This window comes from Nissabacter sp. SGAir0207, from assembly GCF_005491205.1.
Classification (GTDB): domain Bacteria; phylum Pseudomonadota; class Gammaproteobacteria; order Enterobacterales; family Enterobacteriaceae; genus Chimaeribacter.
On the sequence record NZ_CP028036.1, the window covers coordinates 274,085 to 292,299 of the forward strand.

The 18,215-nt window shown below is 61.0% G+C and carries 21 protein-coding genes; 9 read left to right on the forward strand and 12 right to left on the reverse strand.

Annotated features, from left to right (window positions below):
* Positions 1-497: 497 nt before the first annotated feature.
* Entirely contained in the window at positions 498-935 is a 438-nt protein-coding gene (gene lysM / locus C1N62_RS19075) for a peptidoglycan-binding protein LysM (RefSeq protein WP_137765285.1), read from the reverse strand.
* A gap of 132 nt (positions 936-1,067) precedes the next feature.
* Positions 1,068-1,838 carry a DeoR/GlpR family DNA-binding transcription regulator gene (locus tag C1N62_RS19080; protein ID WP_137765286.1) on the reverse strand — a complete coding sequence of 257 codons (771 nt, stop codon included), beginning with the start codon at positions 1,836-1,838 and terminating at the stop codon, positions 1,068-1,070.
* A 102-nt stretch (positions 1,839-1,940) separates the two neighbouring features.
* Between C1N62_RS19080 and hisN the strand changes: the two genes are divergently transcribed.
* Both hisN and C1N62_RS19090 read left to right on the forward strand, forming a co-directional pair.
* Positions 1,941-2,741, forward strand: coding sequence for a histidinol-phosphatase (gene hisN, locus C1N62_RS19085; RefSeq protein ID WP_137765287.1), 801 nt, complete (start codon positions 1,941-1,943; stop codon positions 2,739-2,741).
* 14 nt (positions 2,742-2,755) lie between these two features.
* Positions 2,756-3,922 (forward strand): MFS transporter, encoded by a 1,167-nt coding sequence (locus C1N62_RS19090; protein WP_240775805.1) that lies wholly within the window; start codon positions 2,756-2,758, stop codon positions 3,920-3,922.
* A 33-nt stretch (positions 3,923-3,955) separates the two neighbouring features.
* Here C1N62_RS19090 and C1N62_RS19095 read toward each other — a convergent pair whose 3' ends face one another.
* Positions 3,956-4,840: a LysR family transcriptional regulator gene (locus C1N62_RS19095; protein WP_137765289.1), complete on the reverse strand. Its 885-nt coding sequence runs from the start codon at positions 4,838-4,840 to the stop codon at positions 3,956-3,958.
* Positions 4,841-4,964: 124 nt separating this feature from the next.
* Between C1N62_RS19095 and C1N62_RS19100 the strand changes: the two genes are divergently transcribed.
* Entirely contained in the window at positions 4,965-5,690 is a 726-nt protein-coding gene (locus tag C1N62_RS19100; RefSeq protein ID WP_137765290.1) for a pirin family protein, read from the forward strand.
* Positions 5,691-5,735: 45 nt separating this feature from the next.
* Here C1N62_RS19100 and C1N62_RS19105 read toward each other — a convergent pair whose 3' ends face one another.
* The 4 genes from C1N62_RS19105 to C1N62_RS19120 are packed head-to-tail and all read right to left on the reverse strand — an operon-like array spanning position 5,736 to position 10,508.
* The gene (locus C1N62_RS19105; RefSeq protein ID WP_137765291.1) at positions 5,736-6,557 is read right to left on the reverse strand and encodes an alpha/beta fold hydrolase; all 822 of its coding nucleotides are present in this window, start codon (positions 6,555-6,557) and stop codon (positions 5,736-5,738) included.
* Between the two features lie 35 nt (positions 6,558-6,592).
* Positions 6,593-8,218, reverse strand: coding sequence for an MFS transporter (locus C1N62_RS19110; protein WP_137765292.1), 1,626 nt, complete (start codon positions 8,216-8,218; stop codon positions 6,593-6,595).
* On the reverse strand, positions 8,215-8,631 hold the full coding sequence (locus C1N62_RS19115) for a DoxX family protein (protein WP_137765293.1): 417 nt from the start codon (positions 8,629-8,631) through the stop codon (positions 8,215-8,217). Before C1N62_RS19115 ends, C1N62_RS19110 begins: the two co-directional genes overlap by 4 nt.
* Positions 8,632-8,633: 2 nt before the next feature.
* Positions 8,634-10,508, reverse strand: a complete 1,875-nt coding sequence (locus tag C1N62_RS19120; RefSeq protein ID WP_137765294.1) for an amidohydrolase — start codon at positions 10,506-10,508, stop codon at positions 8,634-8,636.
* Positions 10,509-10,799: 291 nt separating this feature from the next.
* Here C1N62_RS19120 and C1N62_RS19125 point away from each other — a divergent pair, with 291 nt between their 5' ends.
* The gene (locus C1N62_RS19125; protein ID WP_137765343.1) at positions 10,800-11,486 is read left to right on the forward strand and encodes a hydrolase; all 687 of its coding nucleotides are present in this window, start codon (positions 10,800-10,802) and stop codon (positions 11,484-11,486) included.
* A gap of 77 nt (positions 11,487-11,563) precedes the next feature.
* A complete protein-coding gene (locus tag C1N62_RS19130) occupies positions 11,564-11,932 on the forward strand; it encodes a response regulator transcription factor (RefSeq protein ID WP_137765295.1) in 369 nt (122 codons plus the stop codon).
* 58 nt (positions 11,933-11,990) lie between these two features.
* Here C1N62_RS19130 and C1N62_RS19135 read toward each other — a convergent pair whose 3' ends face one another.
* Both C1N62_RS19135 and C1N62_RS19140 read right to left on the reverse strand, forming a co-directional pair.
* Positions 11,991-12,374: a hypothetical protein gene (locus C1N62_RS19135; RefSeq protein WP_137765296.1), complete on the reverse strand. Its 384-nt coding sequence runs from the start codon at positions 12,372-12,374 to the stop codon at positions 11,991-11,993.
* A 202-nt stretch (positions 12,375-12,576) separates the two neighbouring features.
* Complete coding sequence (locus C1N62_RS19140) at positions 12,577-12,786, reverse strand: hypothetical protein (RefSeq protein ID WP_137765297.1); 210 nt, start codon at positions 12,784-12,786, stop codon at positions 12,577-12,579.
* Between the two features lie 381 nt (positions 12,787-13,167).
* On the opposite strand from C1N62_RS19140, the gene C1N62_RS19145 reads away from it, so the two are divergent.
* Complete coding sequence (locus C1N62_RS19145; RefSeq protein ID WP_137765298.1) at positions 13,168-13,788, forward strand: response regulator transcription factor; 621 nt, start codon at positions 13,168-13,170, stop codon at positions 13,786-13,788.
* Between the two features lie 253 nt (positions 13,789-14,041).
* On the opposite strand, the gene C1N62_RS19150 is transcribed toward C1N62_RS19145, so the two are convergent.
* The gene (locus C1N62_RS19150) at positions 14,042-14,977 is read right to left on the reverse strand and encodes a LysR family transcriptional regulator (protein WP_137765299.1); all 936 of its coding nucleotides are present in this window, start codon (positions 14,975-14,977) and stop codon (positions 14,042-14,044) included.
* 97 nt (positions 14,978-15,074) lie between these two features.
* Between C1N62_RS19150 and C1N62_RS19155 the strand changes: the two genes are divergently transcribed.
* Together C1N62_RS19155 and C1N62_RS19160 are read left to right on the forward strand one after the other, a co-directional pair.
* Positions 15,075-15,509 carry a DMT family transporter gene (locus C1N62_RS19155; RefSeq protein WP_137765300.1) on the forward strand — a complete coding sequence of 145 codons (435 nt, stop codon included), beginning with the start codon at positions 15,075-15,077 and terminating at the stop codon, positions 15,507-15,509.
* Positions 15,510-15,518: 9 nt separating this feature from the next.
* Positions 15,519-16,007: a DMT family transporter gene (locus C1N62_RS19160; RefSeq protein WP_137765301.1), complete on the forward strand. Its 489-nt coding sequence runs from the start codon at positions 15,519-15,521 to the stop codon at positions 16,005-16,007.
* Positions 16,008-16,129: 122 nt separating this feature from the next.
* Here the strand turns inward: C1N62_RS19160 and C1N62_RS19165 are convergent, their stop codons facing one another.
* Complete coding sequence (locus tag C1N62_RS19165) at positions 16,130-16,489, reverse strand: darcynin family protein (protein WP_255508618.1); 360 nt, start codon at positions 16,487-16,489, stop codon at positions 16,130-16,132.
* A gap of 377 nt (positions 16,490-16,866) precedes the next feature.
* On the opposite strand from C1N62_RS19165, the gene C1N62_RS19170 reads away from it, so the two are divergent.
* Positions 16,867-17,814 (forward strand): zinc-dependent alcohol dehydrogenase family protein, encoded by a 948-nt coding sequence (locus tag C1N62_RS19170; RefSeq protein ID WP_137765303.1) that lies wholly within the window; start codon positions 16,867-16,869, stop codon positions 17,812-17,814.
* 12 nt (positions 17,815-17,826) lie between these two features.
* Here C1N62_RS19170 and C1N62_RS19175 read toward each other — a convergent pair whose 3' ends face one another.
* Positions 17,827-18,138, reverse strand: coding sequence for an EthD family reductase (locus C1N62_RS19175; RefSeq protein WP_137765304.1), 312 nt, complete (start codon positions 18,136-18,138; stop codon positions 17,827-17,829).
* Positions 18,139-18,215 lie beyond the last annotated feature (77 nt).

An 18,215-nucleotide genomic window follows, 5' to 3' on the forward strand; every position in this document is an offset into this window, starting at 1 on the left:
TTTATCTCAGGTGAATTATTTCGCGATAATATAAGCGCCATTTATATATAAAGTTACAGACTAATCCTAATTCAGCACTTATTTTATCGATAGGTGAATAATGCGTTTTTTACCCCTTTCCCACTCACTTATTGCTGCATTAACTCAATGTTAATTAGCAAAGAACTTATAACCTTTTCAATGTATTGATACGCCACGGCGTTGAAATAGAATCAGGTGAACATGCTGGTTATTGCCATCCATTGCAGCACACAATCAAAACTTTTCTGGCGGGGTCTGGCAGAGGGAATGGCCTAAGCATCAGAAAATGCGTGCAATATATTTAATACGGCATACAGAGTTGGCGATGCGCTAGAAAGATGTGCGATTAGTCACATTTTTAGCAGGGAAAAGGAAAACGTCATGCAGGGGGTCTGGGCTGACTCATTAGCGGGACTGGTCTGGCAAGGCGCGCAGCCAAGGGCCGCGCGCTGGGATCGGGGTGAAGCAGCAAAGCGTTAGTTCGGGATACGCAGCTTCTGGCCGGGATAAATCTTATCCGGGCTGCTCAGCATCGGGCGGTTAGCCTCGAAGATTTTGTTGTACTGGTTGGCATCACCGTACATTTTCTGGGAAATCTTGCTCAGGGTATCGCCGGAAACCACATTATAGAAGCGTGAGCCTTGCTCGCTGGCGGCACCGCTGACATTGTCCTCAACGGCATTGATGCCATTGACGTTACCGGCCGCCACCAGGATCTTCTCTTTCTGCTCCTGTGTCAGGCCATCGCCGGTCACTACGGCCTTGTTGCCGTCAACCTTGATGTCTACTTTGTCGCTGCCCGGCAGGTTCAGGGTCTCAATGTGCTTTTTGATTGCTTCGCTGGCATGTTCGTTGCCTTTGACTGCATCCCACAGTTTCTCACCGGCCTCTTTTACAAAATCAAACATTCCCATGCTTTCTCTCCTGTTATCAATGCGTCTTCTAACCATAGCAAAGGGAGAGGGTTTAACCACCCGGTGGCGGGTGGGTGGTGAATGTTGCAGCAACTGGCGGCGAAATTCAGAGAGATCTGACGGCGTGCGCGGTCAGGCGAAGAGAATCGACACCTCTTTATCTTCGAGCAGTGCCAGCTTGTTGCCCATCGCGGCGCGATCCACCAGCAGCGTGGAGATCTCCTCACAGCCCGCCACGGCGAAGCGCGCCACGCCGGGAAATTTATGGGCCGTCAGCGCGACAATCACCTCACTGCTCTGCGCAATCACCGCGCGCTTGAACTCTGCGTCCTGAAAATCGAATGCCGTCACGCCCTGTTCCGGGTCAAGGGCGCAGGCACCGAGAAAGGTCTGATCGAAGTGGATGCCTTGCAACTGGCTCTGGGCGGTAATCCCCAGACTGCCGCCGGTTTTGCGCTGGATAACGCCGCCCAGCATAATCACCTCGCACTCCGGCTGGGCCAGCGCCGCCGTGGCCACCAGCGGCGAATTGGTCACGACGGTCAGCGCCAGCCCGGCTGGCAGGACTTTTGCCAGCTCCAGGTTGGTGCTGCCCGCATCGATGAACAGGCAGGCACCGGGCTTGATCAGCCGTGCCGCCGCCTGCGCCAGCGCCAGTTTCTCACCGCTGGGTTCGCTGGCGCGGCGCGTCAGTTCGCCGCCGTCCGCCATGATGCTGACCGCCCCGCCGTGCACCCGCTTGCAGACGCCCTCTGCCGCCAGCTCCTTTAAATCACGTCGCACCGTGTGTTCAGAGACCTTCAACCGGGCCGAGAGCGCCGCGCACACCACCCGCCCCTCCTGTTGCAGGAGTTCGCGGATCAGCGCCTGGCGCTGCTCAGGAAAAGCGGCATAATCGAGCACGTATCTGATTCCTTATTATTCAATATGGCACATTCGAGCATAATGCATCATACTGCGGCTTCCCAATCTTTGCATCACTCATTCACAGTGGATGTAAATCTGATGAACACTCACTTTCCAGACAGTGCTTTCCTGCATGAACTGGCTAACGTCGCCAGCCAGCAAACCCTGCCACGTTTTCGCACCCAGAATTTAACCATCGACACCAAACCCAAGGAGGGCGAACGCTTTGACCCGGTCACGGAGGCAGACCGCGAGGCCGAACGGGCGATGCGGGCGCTGATTGCGGCCCGCTACCCTGACCATGCGATTTTGGGCGAGGAGTTTGGTGCCAGCGGCGACGGCCCACTCCAGTGGGTGCTGGACCCGGTGGATGGCACCCGCCCCTTTCTCTGCGGGCTGCCGGTGTGGGGCACGCTGATTGGCTTGCTGCACAATGGCCGCGCCGTGATGGGAATGATGAGCCAGCCCCATACCGGTGAACGCTTCTGGTCAGATGGCGAACGCGCGTGGGCCAGCGACTTCCACGGACAGCGGCAACTGCAAAGCCGCCACTCGGTGCGGTTGGATCAGGCCATCTTGCATACCACGGCGCCGCCGTCGGCCGCCCACGCCGCCCAGATTGATTTCGCCACGCTGGTCGATCGCACCCGCATGACGCGCTATGGCGGCGAGTGCTATGCGATGGCGATGCTGGCGGCTGGCCACATCGATATCTGTGTGGAGTTCGCCTTGCAGCCCTATGACATCGTCGCGCTGATCCCCCTGATTGAACACGCGGGCGGAAGAGTGACTACAGTGAAGGGGGAGCGGGCGGAGCGCGGTGGGCCAGTAATCGCCAGCGGCTGCCCGGCCCTGCATGAACAGGTGCTGGAAATAGTGAATGGCCACCACCACGGATGAAGGGAGAAGAGGCAGTGGAACAATTTACCGATCTCGTTGAAGAGCCGTGCCAGACCGGCGCGCCGGGCCGGGCCGAGCAGCGCGCCACCCGCACGCTGTTTTTTATCGCGGGTTTTGGCGCGGCCGCCTGGGCGGCGCTGGTGCCGTTCGCCAAGCTCAATACCGGCGTCAATGACGGCGCGCTGGGGCTGCTGCTGCTCTGTCTGGGCGGCGGCGCGCTGGCCGCCATGCCCCTGACCGGCTCGCTTACCACGCGTTTTGGCTGCCGGGCGGTGCTGATCTGCTCGGTGCTGCTGTTCAGCCTGCTGCTGCCGCTGCTGCCTGTGATTGGCAGCGCATGGGTGCTGGCGGTGGCGCTGCTGCTGTTTGGCGTGGGCATGGGCATCACTGACTGTGCGATGAACGTGCAGGCGATCATCGTCGAGAAGGCCGCCGCCAAGCCGATGATGTCTGGCTTCCACGGCTTCTACAGCATGGGGGGCATCGCGGGCGCGGGGGCAATGAGCGGCCTGCTGATGCTCGGCATCACGCCGCTCTATGCCTGTCTGGCGGTGCTGCTGTTCATTCTGGTACTGCTGGCACTAAGCCTCGGTGGCCTGCTGACCTATGCCAACCCGCCCGAAGGCCCGGCATTCGCCGTACCGCGCGGCGCGGTGCTGGTACTGGGTGCGATCTGTTTTGCGGTCTTTTTGGCCGAAGGCACCGTGCTGGACTGGAGCGCGGTCTTCCTGACCGAGCATCGCCAGCTGGATGAGTCGTTGGGCGGGCTGGGCTTTGCCTGTTTCGCTACCCTGATGACCGTGGGGCGGCTGACCGGCGATCGCATCGTGGCGCATTTCGGCCCGCACCGGGTGGTCACCGCCGGGGCGCTGATTGCCGCTGCCGGGCTGGCGCTTCCGGTGCTCATCCCATCCTGGCCGCTGGCGCTGCTGGGTTACGCCCTGATTGGCATCGGCTGCGCCAACATCGTGCCGGTGATGTTCACGGCGATTGGCCGCCAGACCAGTATGCCGCAGAAGGTGGCGGTGCCTGCCGTCACCACCCTTGGCTATATGGGCGTGCTGGCCGGGCCAGCCTCGATTGGCTTTATCGCCCTGCACATCTCCCTGCCAATTGCCTTCCTGTTTGTCGCGGTGATGATGGTAATTGTCGCCTTCACCTCCCGGCGGGTAAACGTCTGACGCCCTTGGGGCAGGCCATGCCTGCCCCTTGCTTTACGCCACGTTCGCCAACCGCTCCGCCAAAAATGCCAAAAACACCCGGTTGACCTCACTGCGCTGGCGATGCTGCGGATAGAGCGCATTCAGGCTCAGCGGCGCGGGTTGGTTAGCCTCCAGCAACGTGACAAGGTCACCGCGCGCCAGCGCTGGCCCAACGATAAACGCTGGCAACAGCACCACCCCTAGCCCGGCGATGGCCGCATCGCGCAGCACCTCACCATTGTTGCTAACAATCGGGCCGCGCACGTCCCACATCCGCCGTTTTCCCTCCTGTTGCAGCTCCCAGCCATACTGCCCCTCGCGCCCAAAGCGCAGGCAGGCGTGGTTTAGCAGGTCATCCGGCACCTGCGGGGTGCCAGCACGGGCTAAATAGGCTGGGCTGGCGCAGATCACCCGGTTCAGCTCCCCCAGCCGACGGGCAATCAGCGTCGAGTCCGACAGGCTGCCGATGCGGATGGCGATGTCAAAGCCCTCGCCAATCAGATCGACATGGCGATCGCCCAACTCCACCTGGAACTGCACCGCCGGGTGCAGGCTGAGGAACTCGGCGATCAGCGGCGAGAGGTGGCTCATGCCGAACGACATCGGGATGCTGATGCGGAAGGTGCCATGCAGCTCTTGTCGGCGCTCCGACACCGCCTGCTCCGCCTCATAAATGTCGTCCAGGATGCGCTGTGCATGGAGCGAGAACACCTGCCCGGCTTCCGTCACTGACAGCTTGCGGGTATTGCGGTTCAGCAGCCGCGCGCCGAGGCTCTCCTCCAGCGCTGCCATACGTCGGCTGACATACTGCTTCGAGAGCATGAGCTGGTCGGCGGCGGCCGTGAAACTGCTGGCCTTGATCACGGCCAGAAAAATACGGAGATCTTCTATCTGCATAGTGTCCACTAATTTGTGACAGTCATTGTCATTTTGGCTGGTTGATGAGCAAATCAGTTTACGGCTATTCTCTCTTCATCGGAAGGGCGATGGCTCTTTCACCTCATCTACCAAGGAGAACACCATGATCGAGCAAAGACTGTCTGAACAACGCGGTGCAGGTAACCACGGCTGGCTGAACTCCCGCCACACCTTCTCATTCGCCAGCTACTGGGATCCGCAACAGACCGGCTTCTCCGACCTGTTGGTGATCAACGATGACCGCGTAGCTGCCTCCAGGGGCTTTGGTGCCCACCCGCACAACAACATGGAGATCATCTCCTACGTGCTGGAAGGGGCGTTGGCGCACAAAGACTCGATGGGCACTGGCTCGGTGATTGTCCCTGGCGACGTGCAGTTGATGAGCGCTGGCAGTGGCGTCACCCACAGCGAGTTCAACCACTCCAACACGGAAGGCGTACACTTCCTGCAAATCTGGGTGGTGCCAGCGGAGAAGAACAGCGAACCGGGCTACCAGCAGGTCTCCGTGCCAGACAGTGAAAAACGCGGCCAACTGCGCCTGATTATCTCGCCGGAAGGTGAAAATGGCGCGCTGCGCATCCGTCAGGACGTGCGCATCTACGCCGGGCTGTTTGATGGGGAGGAGCAAGCGACCTTTACCCTCGGGCAGAACCGTTACGCCTACATCCACGTCGCGAAAGGCAGCGTGCAGGTGAACGGCATCACCTTCAACGCAGGTGACGGCGCACGGGTACGGGAAGAGGAAGCGCTGACCTTCAGCGGCGGCGATCAGGCAGAAGTGCTGCTGTTTGACCTCCGTCCGCTGGAAGTCAACCACCCGACACGCTAAGCGCCTAAGACAACGGCCACCGATTTGCATCGGTGGCCGTTGCTATTACAGGGATTGCAGGAAGGCCAACAGGTCTTCGTTCAGTTGATCCTGATGGGTGGCGGCGAAGCCGTGCGGGCCATTCTCGTACACTTTCAGCTGTGCGCCGGGGATCAGTTCGGCGGAGAGCTTGCCGGTCGCCTCGAACGGCACGACCTGGTCGTTGCTGCCGTGGATCACCAGCGTCGGCACGTTCACCTTGCGCACGTCCGGGCGGAAATCCGTCTCGGAGAAGGCGGTCACGCAGTCCAGCGTCCCTTTCAGCGAGGCCAGCAGCGCAATGTTCAGGGTCTGGGTCAGCACCCCTTCGGAGACCGTCTGGCCAGCGTTAAGGCCGTAGAACGGCGTGGCGAAGTCGCTGATGAACTGCGCGCGATCCTTCAGCAAGCCATCTTTAATGCCGTCGAAAACGCTCTTCTCCACGCCTTGCGGATGGTCGTCGGTCTTGCCAAAGATCGGCGTCACCGCACCCAGCAGCACCAGAGCCGCCACGCGATCGCTACCGTACCGGCCAAGGTAACGGGCCACGTCGCCGCCACCCATAGAGAAGCCCACCAGCGTCACCTCTTGCAGATCCAGCGCGGTGATCAGGTCGTTGATGTCCGAGGCGAAGGTGTCGTAGTCATACCCTTCCCACGGCTGGTCGGAGCGGCCGAAGCCGCGGCGGTCAAAGGCGATGGCGCGGTAGCCGCGCTCAGCCAGGAAGTTCATCTGGCTGTCCCACATGTCGGCATCCAGCGGCCAGCCGTGGCTGAACAGCACCGGGCGGCCGGTGCCCCAATCTTTGTAGTAAATCTGCGTGCCGTCTTGCGTTGTGATCGTGCTCATGAATGCTCCTGTTTAAGACGATAGGAAGAGTTGGGTCAGGCCGGGGCCACCAGATAACGCAACGTCGGTGGCCCATCAGCCTGATGGAAAGCCTCCACGCGGCTCTGGATCTGCCGGTCGTGGACGGTGTGGCGCTCATGCTGCCGAAGGTGCTCAATCCAGGAGCCGACCACGAAGGTCTCCACAAATATCCCCGGCCGGCAAACATCCTCATAGATCGACCAGCTCAGTGCCCCGCTGCGGCGGCGCACCCGGCGCATCTCCTGCACGGCGCGGGTGAAGGCGTGCGCCTGCTGCGGGTCGATGTGGTACTCGTAACTCACCATCACCGGGCCGCGCTCATGGGCGAGCGCCAGCCCGGCCTCATCCATCTGCGGCACCTGATCCAGATTCAGGTCGGGATCCTGATCCAGCCGCCAGCGCAGGGCGGTGGCGCTGGCCAGCACCATGCCGAGGGCCGCCACACAGAGCGACACCGCCACGCTGTAGTGGGAGGCCAGCTGGCCCCACACGGCGCTGCCGACGGTCATCGAGCCGAAGAACACCATCAGATAGACCGCCAGCGCCCGCGCCTTGACCCAGCGCGCGGCGCTGCGCTGGGCACCAAGGTTGAGGGTGGAGAGAGTGGCGATCCAAGCGAAGCCGGTGAAGAACTCACAGGCATTGAGCAGCCAGAAGTGGCGGACAAACGCCAGCGCCAGCATCGTCAGCGCAAAGACCACGCTCGCCAGCACCATCAGGCGATCCGGGTTGAACAGCGTGCGCAGGCGCGGCAGCATCACCGCCCCGCAGATCGCCCCCAGCCCAATGGCCGCCAGCATAATGCCGTAGCCGCCCGGCCCCAGTCCCAGCTCACGCCGGGCCACCAGCGGCAACAGCGCCCAACCGGCGCTGGCGAACAGGAAGAAGGCCACGGTGCGCACCAGCACATTGCGCAGCACCGGGGCGGCATGGACATAGCGCAGCCCGGCGCGCACCGCCGGGAAGAAGTGCTCCGGCGGCAGGCGTTGTACGGTGATCTCGCTTTTCCAGCGCCACAGCACCCACGCCACGCCCACTACGGACAGCGCGTTAAGCAGGAACACCAGCCACGGGCCAGCGAAGGAGAGCAGCAGCCCGCCCAGCGCCGGGCCGATGGCGCGGCTGATGTTGATGCCGAGCGAGTTGAGGGCGATGGCTGGCCCCAGCTGCGGCTTCTCCACCAGATCCGGCACGATCGCCTGGAAAGGCGGCGAGCTCATGGCCGCGCCAGTACTGAGCAGGAAGGTGGCGGCCAGCAGCACCCACGGCGTCACCAGCCCCATCACCGAGAGCAGGGTCAGGCTGGCGGCGGCAATAAATACCCACAACTGCGAAAAGAGCAAATATTTGCGGCGATCGACAATGTCGGCCATCACGCCAGAGGGCAAGGCAAACAGAAACATCGGCAGGCTGCCAGCGGCCTGCACCAACGCCACCGCCAGCGGATCGGCGCTGAGCGTCAACATGCTCCAGTTGATGCCGACATCGCTCATCCACGAGCCGATGTTGGAGACGACCGTGGCGATCCACAACATGCGGAACACCCGCTGGCGCAGCGGCAACCACGGGGAGGGACTGGCGCTATCGGTCGGCAGGGGGTGCTCCGGGTGCAGCCCCTGTACGTCGTTGACCTGGGTCATGTGCGTGCTCCTGTTGGGCCAGCGCCAATGCGCCAGCGCCCCGGCCCACTGATGGCCAGCGTGGTAAAGATGGTCAGCAGCAACCAGCCAAACTGCCCCTCGGCCACCGTCCAGTCAGGGTGTACCGCCACCATCGCCACCAGCAGCACGGCGATAATCGGCAGGCAGGCCAGACGCGTCGCCACGCCGAGCATAATCAGCAGCGGGCAGACCACCTCAGCAAAAATCGCTGGCAACAGGCTCATGTATGGCCCCCAGCCAAACGGATCTTCGATGCGCGTCAGCTCAGTGCTGAAGTGCAAAATTTTTGGCAGGCCATGCACGTAGAGCAGCAATGCCCCACCGGCCAGCCGGAGGAATAACAGCCCCGCATCAATGCGGGGCGGGACTGCGGGTTGGGTAAAGGTTCTCATAATCAGAACGCAAAGCAGCTGCAACCGAGCGCGCCCCAAAAGGCGTTTTCCTCGGAGACCGGGACGTTGGCGCCACGGGCAATGTCGTGCGAGTGGCTGTGCACGCCACACGGGCCGCTGCAATGGTGCGCCTGCGGTGCCAGACCGGCGCGGGTGGCGGTAGGCGGGGCGCTGCGGTAGTGGCCCGGCACCTTCACCACGGGTGACCACTCCGGCAGAACCGGGATCGGCGGTGGCGACAGCGGGCTGAAGCTGCCAGCCGCGTAGACGATGCCGCCATCCACCACCGTCAGCACCGACTCGATGCCCTTGATCTCCTCCTCCGGCACGCGGAAGTAGTCCTTGCTCAGTACCACCAGATCCGCCAGCTGACCGGTCTTGATCTGGCCCTTTTTGCCCTGCTCGCTGGAGAACCATGCGCTGCCCTGTGTCCAGAGCATCAGCGCGGTGTCGCGGTCAAGGCGCGCGTTGACGTCATACATCTGCATCCCGCCGACGGTGCGGCCAGAGACCAGCCAGTAGAGCGCCGTCCAGGGGTTGTAGCTGGCAACGCGGGTGGCGTCGGTGCCCAGCCCGACCGGCACGCCGGTCTCCAGCATCCTCGCTACCGGTGGGGTGTGGCGGGTCGCCTCAATGCCGTAGCGCTCGGCGAAGTACTCACCCTGGAAGGCCATGCGGTGCTGCACCGCGATGCCGCCGCCCAGCGCCTTGATGCGGTCAATGTTCTGCTGGGTCACCGTCTCGGCGTGGTCGAAGAACCAGTGCAGGCCATCGAACGGAATGTCGCGGTTCACGCGCTCAAACACATCCAGCATCCGGCTGATGGACTCGTTATAGGTGGCGTGCAGGCGGAACGGCCAGCGGTGCTCGACCAGATGGCGCACCACGCGCTCCAGCTCATCCTCCATGCCCGGTGCCAGATCCGGGCGTGGCTCGAGGAAGTCCTCAAAGTCCGCGGCGGAGAAGACCAGCATCTCGCCAGCGCCATTGTGGCGGAAGTAGTCGCTGCCCTGCCCCGGCGTCAGCATGTCCGTCCACTTCTCGAAGTCCTCCAGCTCGTGGCCGGGGCGCTGGGTGAAGAGGTTGTAGGCGATGCGGATGGTCATCTGCTTCTTCTCGTGCAGCTCGGCGATCACCTCATAATCTTCCGGGTAGTTCTGGAAGCCGCCACCGGCGTCGATGGCACTGGTCAGCCCGAGGCGGTTCAGCTCGCGCATGAACTGGCGGGTGGAGTTGACCTGCTGCTCCAGCGGCAGTGTTGGCCCCTTGGCGAGGGTGGAGTACAGGATCATCGCGTTCGGGCGGGCGATCAGCATCCCGGTCGGGTTGCCGTTGCTGTCACGCTGGATCTCGCCGCCCGGCGGGTTCGGCGTGTCTTTGGTGTAACCGACCACCCGCAGCGCGGCGCGGTTGAGCAGCGCGCGGTCGTAGAGGTGCAGGATAAACACCGGCGTATCCGGCGCGGCTTCGTTGATCTCATCCAGCGTCGGCATCCGGCGCTCGGCGAACTGGAACTCGGTCCAGCCACCCACCACGCGTACCCACTGCGGTGAGGGCGTGCACAGCGCCTGCTCCTTGAGCATCCGCAGGGCGTCGGCCAGCGACGGCACCCCCTCCCAGCGCAGCTCCAGGTTGTAGTTCAGGCCACCGCGGATCAGGTGCAGGTGGGAGTCATTCAGGCCGGGGATGGCGGTGTGGCCGTGCAGATCGACCACCTGGGTGCCTTCGTCCTGGTACTGCATCACCTCTGCGGCGCTACCTACCGCCAGGAATTTGCCCTCGCGGATGGCGACGGCCTCCGCGATCGGGTTCTCACGATCGACGGTATGAAACTTGCCGTTGAGCAAAATCAGCGCTGCTTTATTGGGTGAAACCATAACTCCTCCTGACGTGGGCCGAATGGCGGGTGAACGTGCGGATTATGGGCGGCGGGGCAAAACAGCGTCTAGTTATACGAAGGGATAGGTATACGAAGGGATAGGTATACCTATAGATAATGGTGCGCGTCTCACGGCTTCCCTACTATGCAGGCTGATAGCGGCGTCCGGGCAGGGGCGGCGCACGGTGCGGGGCCAGCCTCCACCACCGTCGCCCACGATTGGGTTGCTATCGTTTGCTTGCCGCAGCGTTGCGGAGATTCTGTTCCTTTAACCTCAATGGGTACCATGATGACCAACTCCAAACTTGAAGTGCTGACGCCCTCCAACTGCCAGATCATCTTCATCGACCAACAGCCCCAGATGGCGTTCGGCGTGCAGTCCATCGACCGACAGGTGCTGAAAAATAACGTCGTGGCGCTGGCAAAAGCGGCCAAGGTCTTCAACATCCCGACGGTGCTCACCACCGTGGAGACCGAGAGCTTCTCCGGCCACACCTTCCCGGAGCTGCTGGACGTCTTCCCGAGCCAGGACATTCTGGAGCGTACTTCCATGAACTCCTGGGATGACCAGAAAGTGCGTGACGCGTTGGAAGCCAACGGCAAGAAAAAAGTGGTGGTCTCTGGCCTGTGGACTGAGGTGTGCAACAACAGCTTCGCCCTGTGCGCGATGCTGGAAGGCGGCTACGAAATCTACATGGTGGCTGACGCCTCTGGCGGCACCTCCAAAGAGGCACACGACTACGCCATGCAGCGTATGGTGCAGGCAGGCGTGATCCCGGTGACCTGGCAGCAGGTGATGCTGGAGTGGCAGCGTGACTGGGCGCACAAAGAGACTTATGACGCGGTAATGAACATCGTGAAAGAGCACTCCGGTGCCTACGGCATGGGCGTCGATTACGCCTACACCATGGTGCACAAAGCCCCGTCCCGCGACAAAGGCGATCACCGCACCCTGTCGCCTGTCCCGGCACGTTGATCCACAGTGCGCCGGGTAGCCGGCGCACGCCACGGCAGGCGCGCTTGCGTCACTAAGAGTCACCAGAAGGAAGCCGCATGACGCCGCCGTGCATTGCCATCGTGGATGATGAGCGATCCGTCCGTAGCGGGTTAAGCAACCTGCTGCAATCCGACGGCTACACCACCGTCACCTTTGACTCCGCCGAAGCGCTGCTCAGCCGCGCCGACGCGCTCTCAGGGGTGGCGGTGGCAATCATTGATGTCACGCTCAAGGGCATGGGTGGCCTGGCGCTCTACCAGACACTGGTGAGCCAGGGCAGCCCGCCGCCGGTGATCTTTATCTCCGGCCACGGTGACGAGACCATGCAACGGATCGCCGCCACCCTTGGCGCCCTCGCCTTTCTGCACAAGCCCATCGATATCGACACGCTGCTGGCGCATATCCAGCGCGCCGCCACCCGATAAGCCACATTACATTGCCAAGTTACCTGCCACCGGTAGACCCGGCGGCAAGTGTAGGGGATCAGGATGCCGCCAGCCGTTGGCGCAACGTTCCGTGTGCGGCAGCGACTTCGGTGGAGGCTTGCAGGGCATCCCGGTACTTCTGCGTAAACTCCCCTTCCTCCTCCGGCCCCAGTGCCAACTGCTCCTCAATGCGGGTTTTGCATGACTGGAGCGCCGCCGCGTCCACGCCCCCTTTGTCACTCAACCGCTCATCCAGCTCGACCAGCAACGCCGAAAGCGGGTGCAGCCAGGCAAATTGTGGATGGGTCGCCAGCAGTTGCAGGTGCTCAAAGGCGTTGCCCACCTCGCCAAAGCGCTGGGATTCGCTCTCCACCAGCGTTTTGTGCAGCGTGCGCAGGGCAAGGGAGAGGGAGGTCAATTGCGATCGCGGATCAGAGTGCATTAGGGTTTCCTTAAGTACAGGCCAGGCTCTGCCGGCAAAGGGCCGGCGTCGGGAATGGGAATCGGCTGGCGCAATATAAAAAGGCGACAGCCAATAAGGGACAATAGCGTGAATGGCGGGGAAAAACGATAATAAGGTGAGGATCTTATGCTGTTTCAGAAATAACGCCGCCCTCCCGGCGGTCAGTTTTTTATTCGCTCTGTTACAGGGTTAACCAATTATAATTTCTGTCACCGATGATCACCGTGCTCTTTATATCGACCATCAGCGACTCAATCGATTTTTTGCACTCCTCACAGCTCATGTAGCTGACGGAATTGTTGACCGTGATCGCCCCACCAGAGGAGCTAAAGCGCCACCGCCAGTCATCTGACGCATTTTTGTAGATATAGAAGTAGGGAATGTTTTCCATAATGCCTCCTGTCAGCGAGGAAAACTGTACAACACCTTAGGAGTGTATAGCTTTAATTAAGGCTGGCACGCCATTCCGCCCTCATATAATCGCAGTGAGGAGCGTGAGAAAAATGAGATTGCCCTAATTGGCTGACCAGCCATGCTATTTTTACCGGCATCACATCATGGCCACTTTTTCTGGCTGAAAAAACATTATGCCTGATTAATCATGATCATTACGTCGTCACTGCCCGGCTGGTGAGGGAAAATAGGGTGGCAGGCGTATGGACAACCCTGCACTTGACGCCGCCAGATGTTAACAACATGATAACTACTCATTCAGCGTCACGCTAAGCGCCTGACGCATCCACGCTTTTTCCATCCACCCACGGGGCTGACTATGGAACATAGAGTGTATGTTGTTGACGATGATGACGCGGTGCGGCACTCGATTAGCCGCTTGCTGGCCTCTGATGGCTATGCGGCCACTGACTTCCCCTCCTCACTGGCCTTTCTGTCGCACCCCTTTCCGTCCGTCCCCTCCTGCCTGATTCTGGACATGAACATGCCGGAAGCCAACGGCTTTGAAGTGGCGGAAAAACTGGCGCAGCGCGGGCATGAGATCCCCATCATCTTTTTGACCGGCTACGGCACCATCCCGATGACGGTCAAAGCGATGAAAGCGGGCGCACATGAGTTCCTGACCAAGCCGGTGGTGGCGGAGCAGTTGCTGAAAGCCGTGGCCGAGGGGCTACAGCTCTCTGCCAGAAACTTCTCCCTCTCCTGTGAGCAGCTGGAGCTAAAGCAGCGGCACCAGACCCTGACGCCCCGCGAGTCGGAAGTGATGGAGTTGGCGATTGGCGGCCTGCTGAACAAGCAGATCGCCACGGCACTGGGCATCAGTGAAATCACCGCCAAGGTGCACAAGCGCCGGGTGATGGAGAAGATGCAGGTACGCTCGCTGGCCGATCTGGTACGGGCGGCAGAGCGGCTCAACATCCTTAAGGCGGGCAGCCGCTGAGGGCCGATCGCCACACTTACTAAAGGTTGCTGAGTAATGCATGGGGCTTAAGTATCAATGAGAAAAAATGAGGACGGCGCGCACCGCCCTGCAACATCTGGAAACATAATCTTTTTTTCAGTTTATGCCCTGGGATGGGGATGAGTTATACGCCTTCGTGCGCCGAGTTATCCACCATTTCTGTGTATAACTTTTGCCCTCCGCCGAAGCACTGTTCAATCTTATTAATTAACCTTATCAACTAATCACTGCACTACTCCACCTGCCAGTAAAGGGGCGTGCCAAAGGCGGCGATGTAGTGGTCAATCACCGCCCGCACGCTGAGCGGCGGGTGACGCGCATGGGGGTAGATGGCGGCGATATGCAGCGGCTCGGTATTGATGGCAGCCTCATGCTCTGGCAGCAATTTCACCAGTTCCCCCTTTTTCACGCGATCGCCCACCAGCCAGTCCGGGAACAGCACGATGCCCATGCCATCAAGCGCGGCGGTCAGCAGGCTGTCGGCGTTGTTTGACGTCAGCAGCGCGGAGACCGGTGAATGCACCCACGCCTCTTGCTGGCTGCGGAACAGCCAGCGGTTGGGGCCGGAGGAGCCTTTGTAGACCAGACAGCGGTGCTGCGCCAGATCGGCGGGCTGGCGCGGCTCGCCGTGGGTGCGCAGGTAGCGCGGCGCGGCCACCAGATAGTGCCGCTGGTCGCCAAATACGCGGGCATGGAAGGAGGAATCGGTCAGGGTGCCAATGCGAAAGATAACGTCCGTCGCCTCGCGGTGCGGATCGATGTAGTCATCCGTCAGCGTCAGTTCAATCAACAGGCGCGGGTAGCGCTCGGCCAGCCCGGTTAGCCAGGGGGCAATATGCCGCTGGCCAAAAAAGACCGGCGCGTTGAGCCGCACCAAACCCGCCGGCTCCAGCGAACGATCCTGCAACTCACGCCGCGCCTCACTCATCTGCTCAATCATCGCCCGCGCGTAGTCGGCGAACAGCCGCCCGGCCTCGGTGGCGATCACCGCACGGGTATTGCGGTAGAAGAGTTGCTGCCCCAGTGCATCCTCCAGCTGGTGGATGGTGCGTGACACCATCGACGCCGACACCCCTTCGCGCCGCGCCACTACCGAGAAGCTCTGCGCCTCAAACACTTCGTTGTAGAAGCGCAGGGCGCGCAGCGTAATGCCATTGACGTCATCCATTGATGCAATTCCTGCAAAAGTGTTTACCGGATTATACCATTTTTCATTAATCGCCACTGCTATATGCTTCTGCGCCTTGATAATTGGAGACTGTTTCATGCAGCTAATTTTGATTTTACTGGTGGTACTGGGCGGGATGGGCCTGTCTGTGGAGGCGGGCCTGCTGGGGCCGCTGGGGAGTGAGGTGGGCGACCTGTGGGCCACCTTCAGCATTTTCGGCGTCGGCGCGGCGTTGACCTTCCTGCTGATGCTGTTTTTCAGCCCGCGCAACAGCCCGTCGTTCTTCGCCCAACCGGGCTGGCAGCTGCTGGGCGGCGTCTTGGGGCCGGGCTACGTGGTGATCCTGACACTGGCGACGCCGGTGATTGGCATCGCGATGACCATGATTGGCATCCTCGCCGGGCAGGTGTTTAAAAGTCTGGTGATTGACCACTTTGGCCTGTTCGGATCGCCGCACCGCAAAATTGACCGCAAGCGCCTGATTGCGCTGGCCTTTATCATTGCCGCGCTCGCTTTGGTGGCGAAGGGCTGAGGAGAAAAAATGACAACCTTAATGATTATTCTGGCCGTGGTGGGCGGGGCGCTGCTGAGCATCCAGGCAGCAATCAACGGCCAACTGGGCGCCAAAGTGGGCGTGTTCCGCAGTGCCTTCCTCACCTTCTCGGTGGGCGCGCTGGTGACGGCGCTGCTGATCTTCTTCTTTGAGCCGAAGCAGACCCTCACGCTGCTGGACGTGCCTAAGTGGCAACTGCTCGGCGCGCTGTGCGGCGTGCCTTACATCGTGATCATGGTGCTGGCGGTGCAACGCATCGGCACCGCCGTTGCGACAGTGGCAGTGATCCTCGGCCAGCTGGCGATGAGCATGTTGATCGATAACTTCGGTTGGCTGGGCAATGCCGAGATCCCCTTCTCCGCCAGCCGCCTCGGTGCGGTAGTCTGTCTGGCAATTGCGCTGTTCTTTATCTACTCCAGCAGCCGCAGCAGCGCGCCCGCCCGCAAGGCACCGGCTGAAGCGGCGGTACGCGAATAACCTTAACGTGAACTGGCGGGCATGGCTGACCACCAACATGGTCAGCCTTGTCTGCCGGGTCTGCATCATACTGCGCTAACCCACGCGCCATCGGGTGGCGTGAAAACCCCCTCCCACGCATCTTATTCAGTCTGTGAAACGTTCGCTTTTTCGAAGGCTTTAAATCCATCTTCAATCGTCGGAATGATCTCGACCATTTCAAAATAGGGCTTGGTAATAAGTTCCGAGTCCCTGAGCCGCTCAATCACGAAGTAAAACGCCTGCATATCTTCTGCCTGAAACATGGCGACATCCGTGCATTTTGTCGTAAACGCCTCGGCATCGAACATTCTTAACGTGACTGAACTGTCGGCAAGAACGGTGGATAATACGCTGTCGGCAATCCGGTTTCTTTCAGCACGCGCCAGGCGAAGCCATTCCTTTGTCGTCTTGAGCAAAACAAAAATGGTGATCATAAGTGCCTCATAGGGTTGGACATTTATCGACGTTACCCTATTTCAATCTGAGAAATGTAGTGGGCACTTTTTCGGTTGGTAACAAAATATTGTTGAGGATTCAGAAAGGGTATAGATGTATGCGGAGGGTCTTCTCCGCCTGCTCTTTTTACGCAGCAGGATGCTCTCCTGCTCGCCAGCCCATTTTTCTCACGTAGGGCACACTCTCTGACGCCCGTAGCGACAGGCTAGGATCGATCGCCAGCACAAACGGCGTTGCTAGCCGGTGGTGATGTAGCGCGGTGCAGACAGCTGAGATAATGGCTCCATAAACGCCTGCATACCCCTTTGTGATGTCAACCCGCGGGTGCTTTCAGGTAAAGTGCCTGCGCCCATCCTGATCCCCACGGAGTGAAACATAGGTTATGAATAACACCGCCCTCTGGTACAGAGAATTTGGTGCGCCAGAACAGGTGCTGGTTGCTGAACGCGCGCCCAAGCCGCCGCTGGCTGCCGAGCAGGTGCGGGTAAAAATGCTCTATGCCCCGGTCAACGCCTCCGATCTGATCCCCATTACCGGCGCTTACCGGCACCGCATCACGCTGCCGCAGGTCGCGGGCTATGAGGGGGTGGGCGTGGTGATCGCTGCCTCCACACCTGACAGCCCCCTGCTGGGCCGCCGGGTACTGCCGTTGCGCGGCGAGGGCACCTGGCAGGAGTTCGTCGATTGCCCAGCCGCGTTGGCCATTCCCGTGCCGGAGGAGATAGAGAGCACGCTGGCGGCGCGCGCCTATATCAACCCGCTGGCGGCGCAGCTGATGCTGGCCCATTTTCCGCCCGCTGGCAAAGAGGTGCTGCTGACGGCTGCTGGCTCGGAGTGCGCCCTGCTGCTCGGGCAGTGGGCGCGCCGGGCCGGGGCGCGGTCGGTGGCTGGCGTCACCCGTTCGGCGGTGCACGCACGGCGGCTGGAGGAGTGCGGCATTATCGCCATTCCGCAGGAGGACGATGCCCTGCTCAGGCACCATGCCGCCCGCGCTGGCGTGGTCTATGACGCCGTTGGCGGCCCGCTGGCGGAGCGCATCTTGGCGGCCATGCCCACCTCAGGCGAGTTTGTCTCTTATGGCCTGCTGTCCGGGCGGGCTTTCCCGATGCGCGCCCCTGTGCCGCGCGTGCACTGGTTCCATGTCCGCCACCATCTGGGCGACATGACACCTGAGGCATGGCAACACGCCTTCCACACACTGTGGCCAGCGCTGAAAAACAGTCTGTTGGGGGAGGTCGCGCCCTATCCGGCGCAGGCGTGGCAGGAGGCCATCGGCTTCTATCGTGCAGCCGGGCGTGGCTGCAAACCCCTGCTTAGCTGGCAGGGGTAGGAGGGGCGTTGCTTACAGCGGTGCGCCGCGGTGGTGCTGGCCAGCCAGATCGGTGAAGTTAGGCACGTCGGCCACCAGCGCCGGGGTGCCCGGTGCGCTCAGGGCCGCTTCCAGCGCTGCCTCGTCACGGAAGACGCATTCGCAGATCGCCACGGTGCCTGGCTGGTTCTCATCCAACGAGAGCGGATAGAGCGCCTGGGCGCTAACCAGTCCGCATGCTTTCCACGCCTCAATCACCATTGGGACATGCTTGTGACTGTAGTACTCACGATCAAAGCGGTCTTGGGCAGTGCCGGTATAGCTGACATAGAGAATGACGGACATAATGTTTTCCTGATTGAACAATGCTTAGGAAACCAGTGTAGAACAGCGCGATGGCCCATGCAGCGTCAATATGTTAC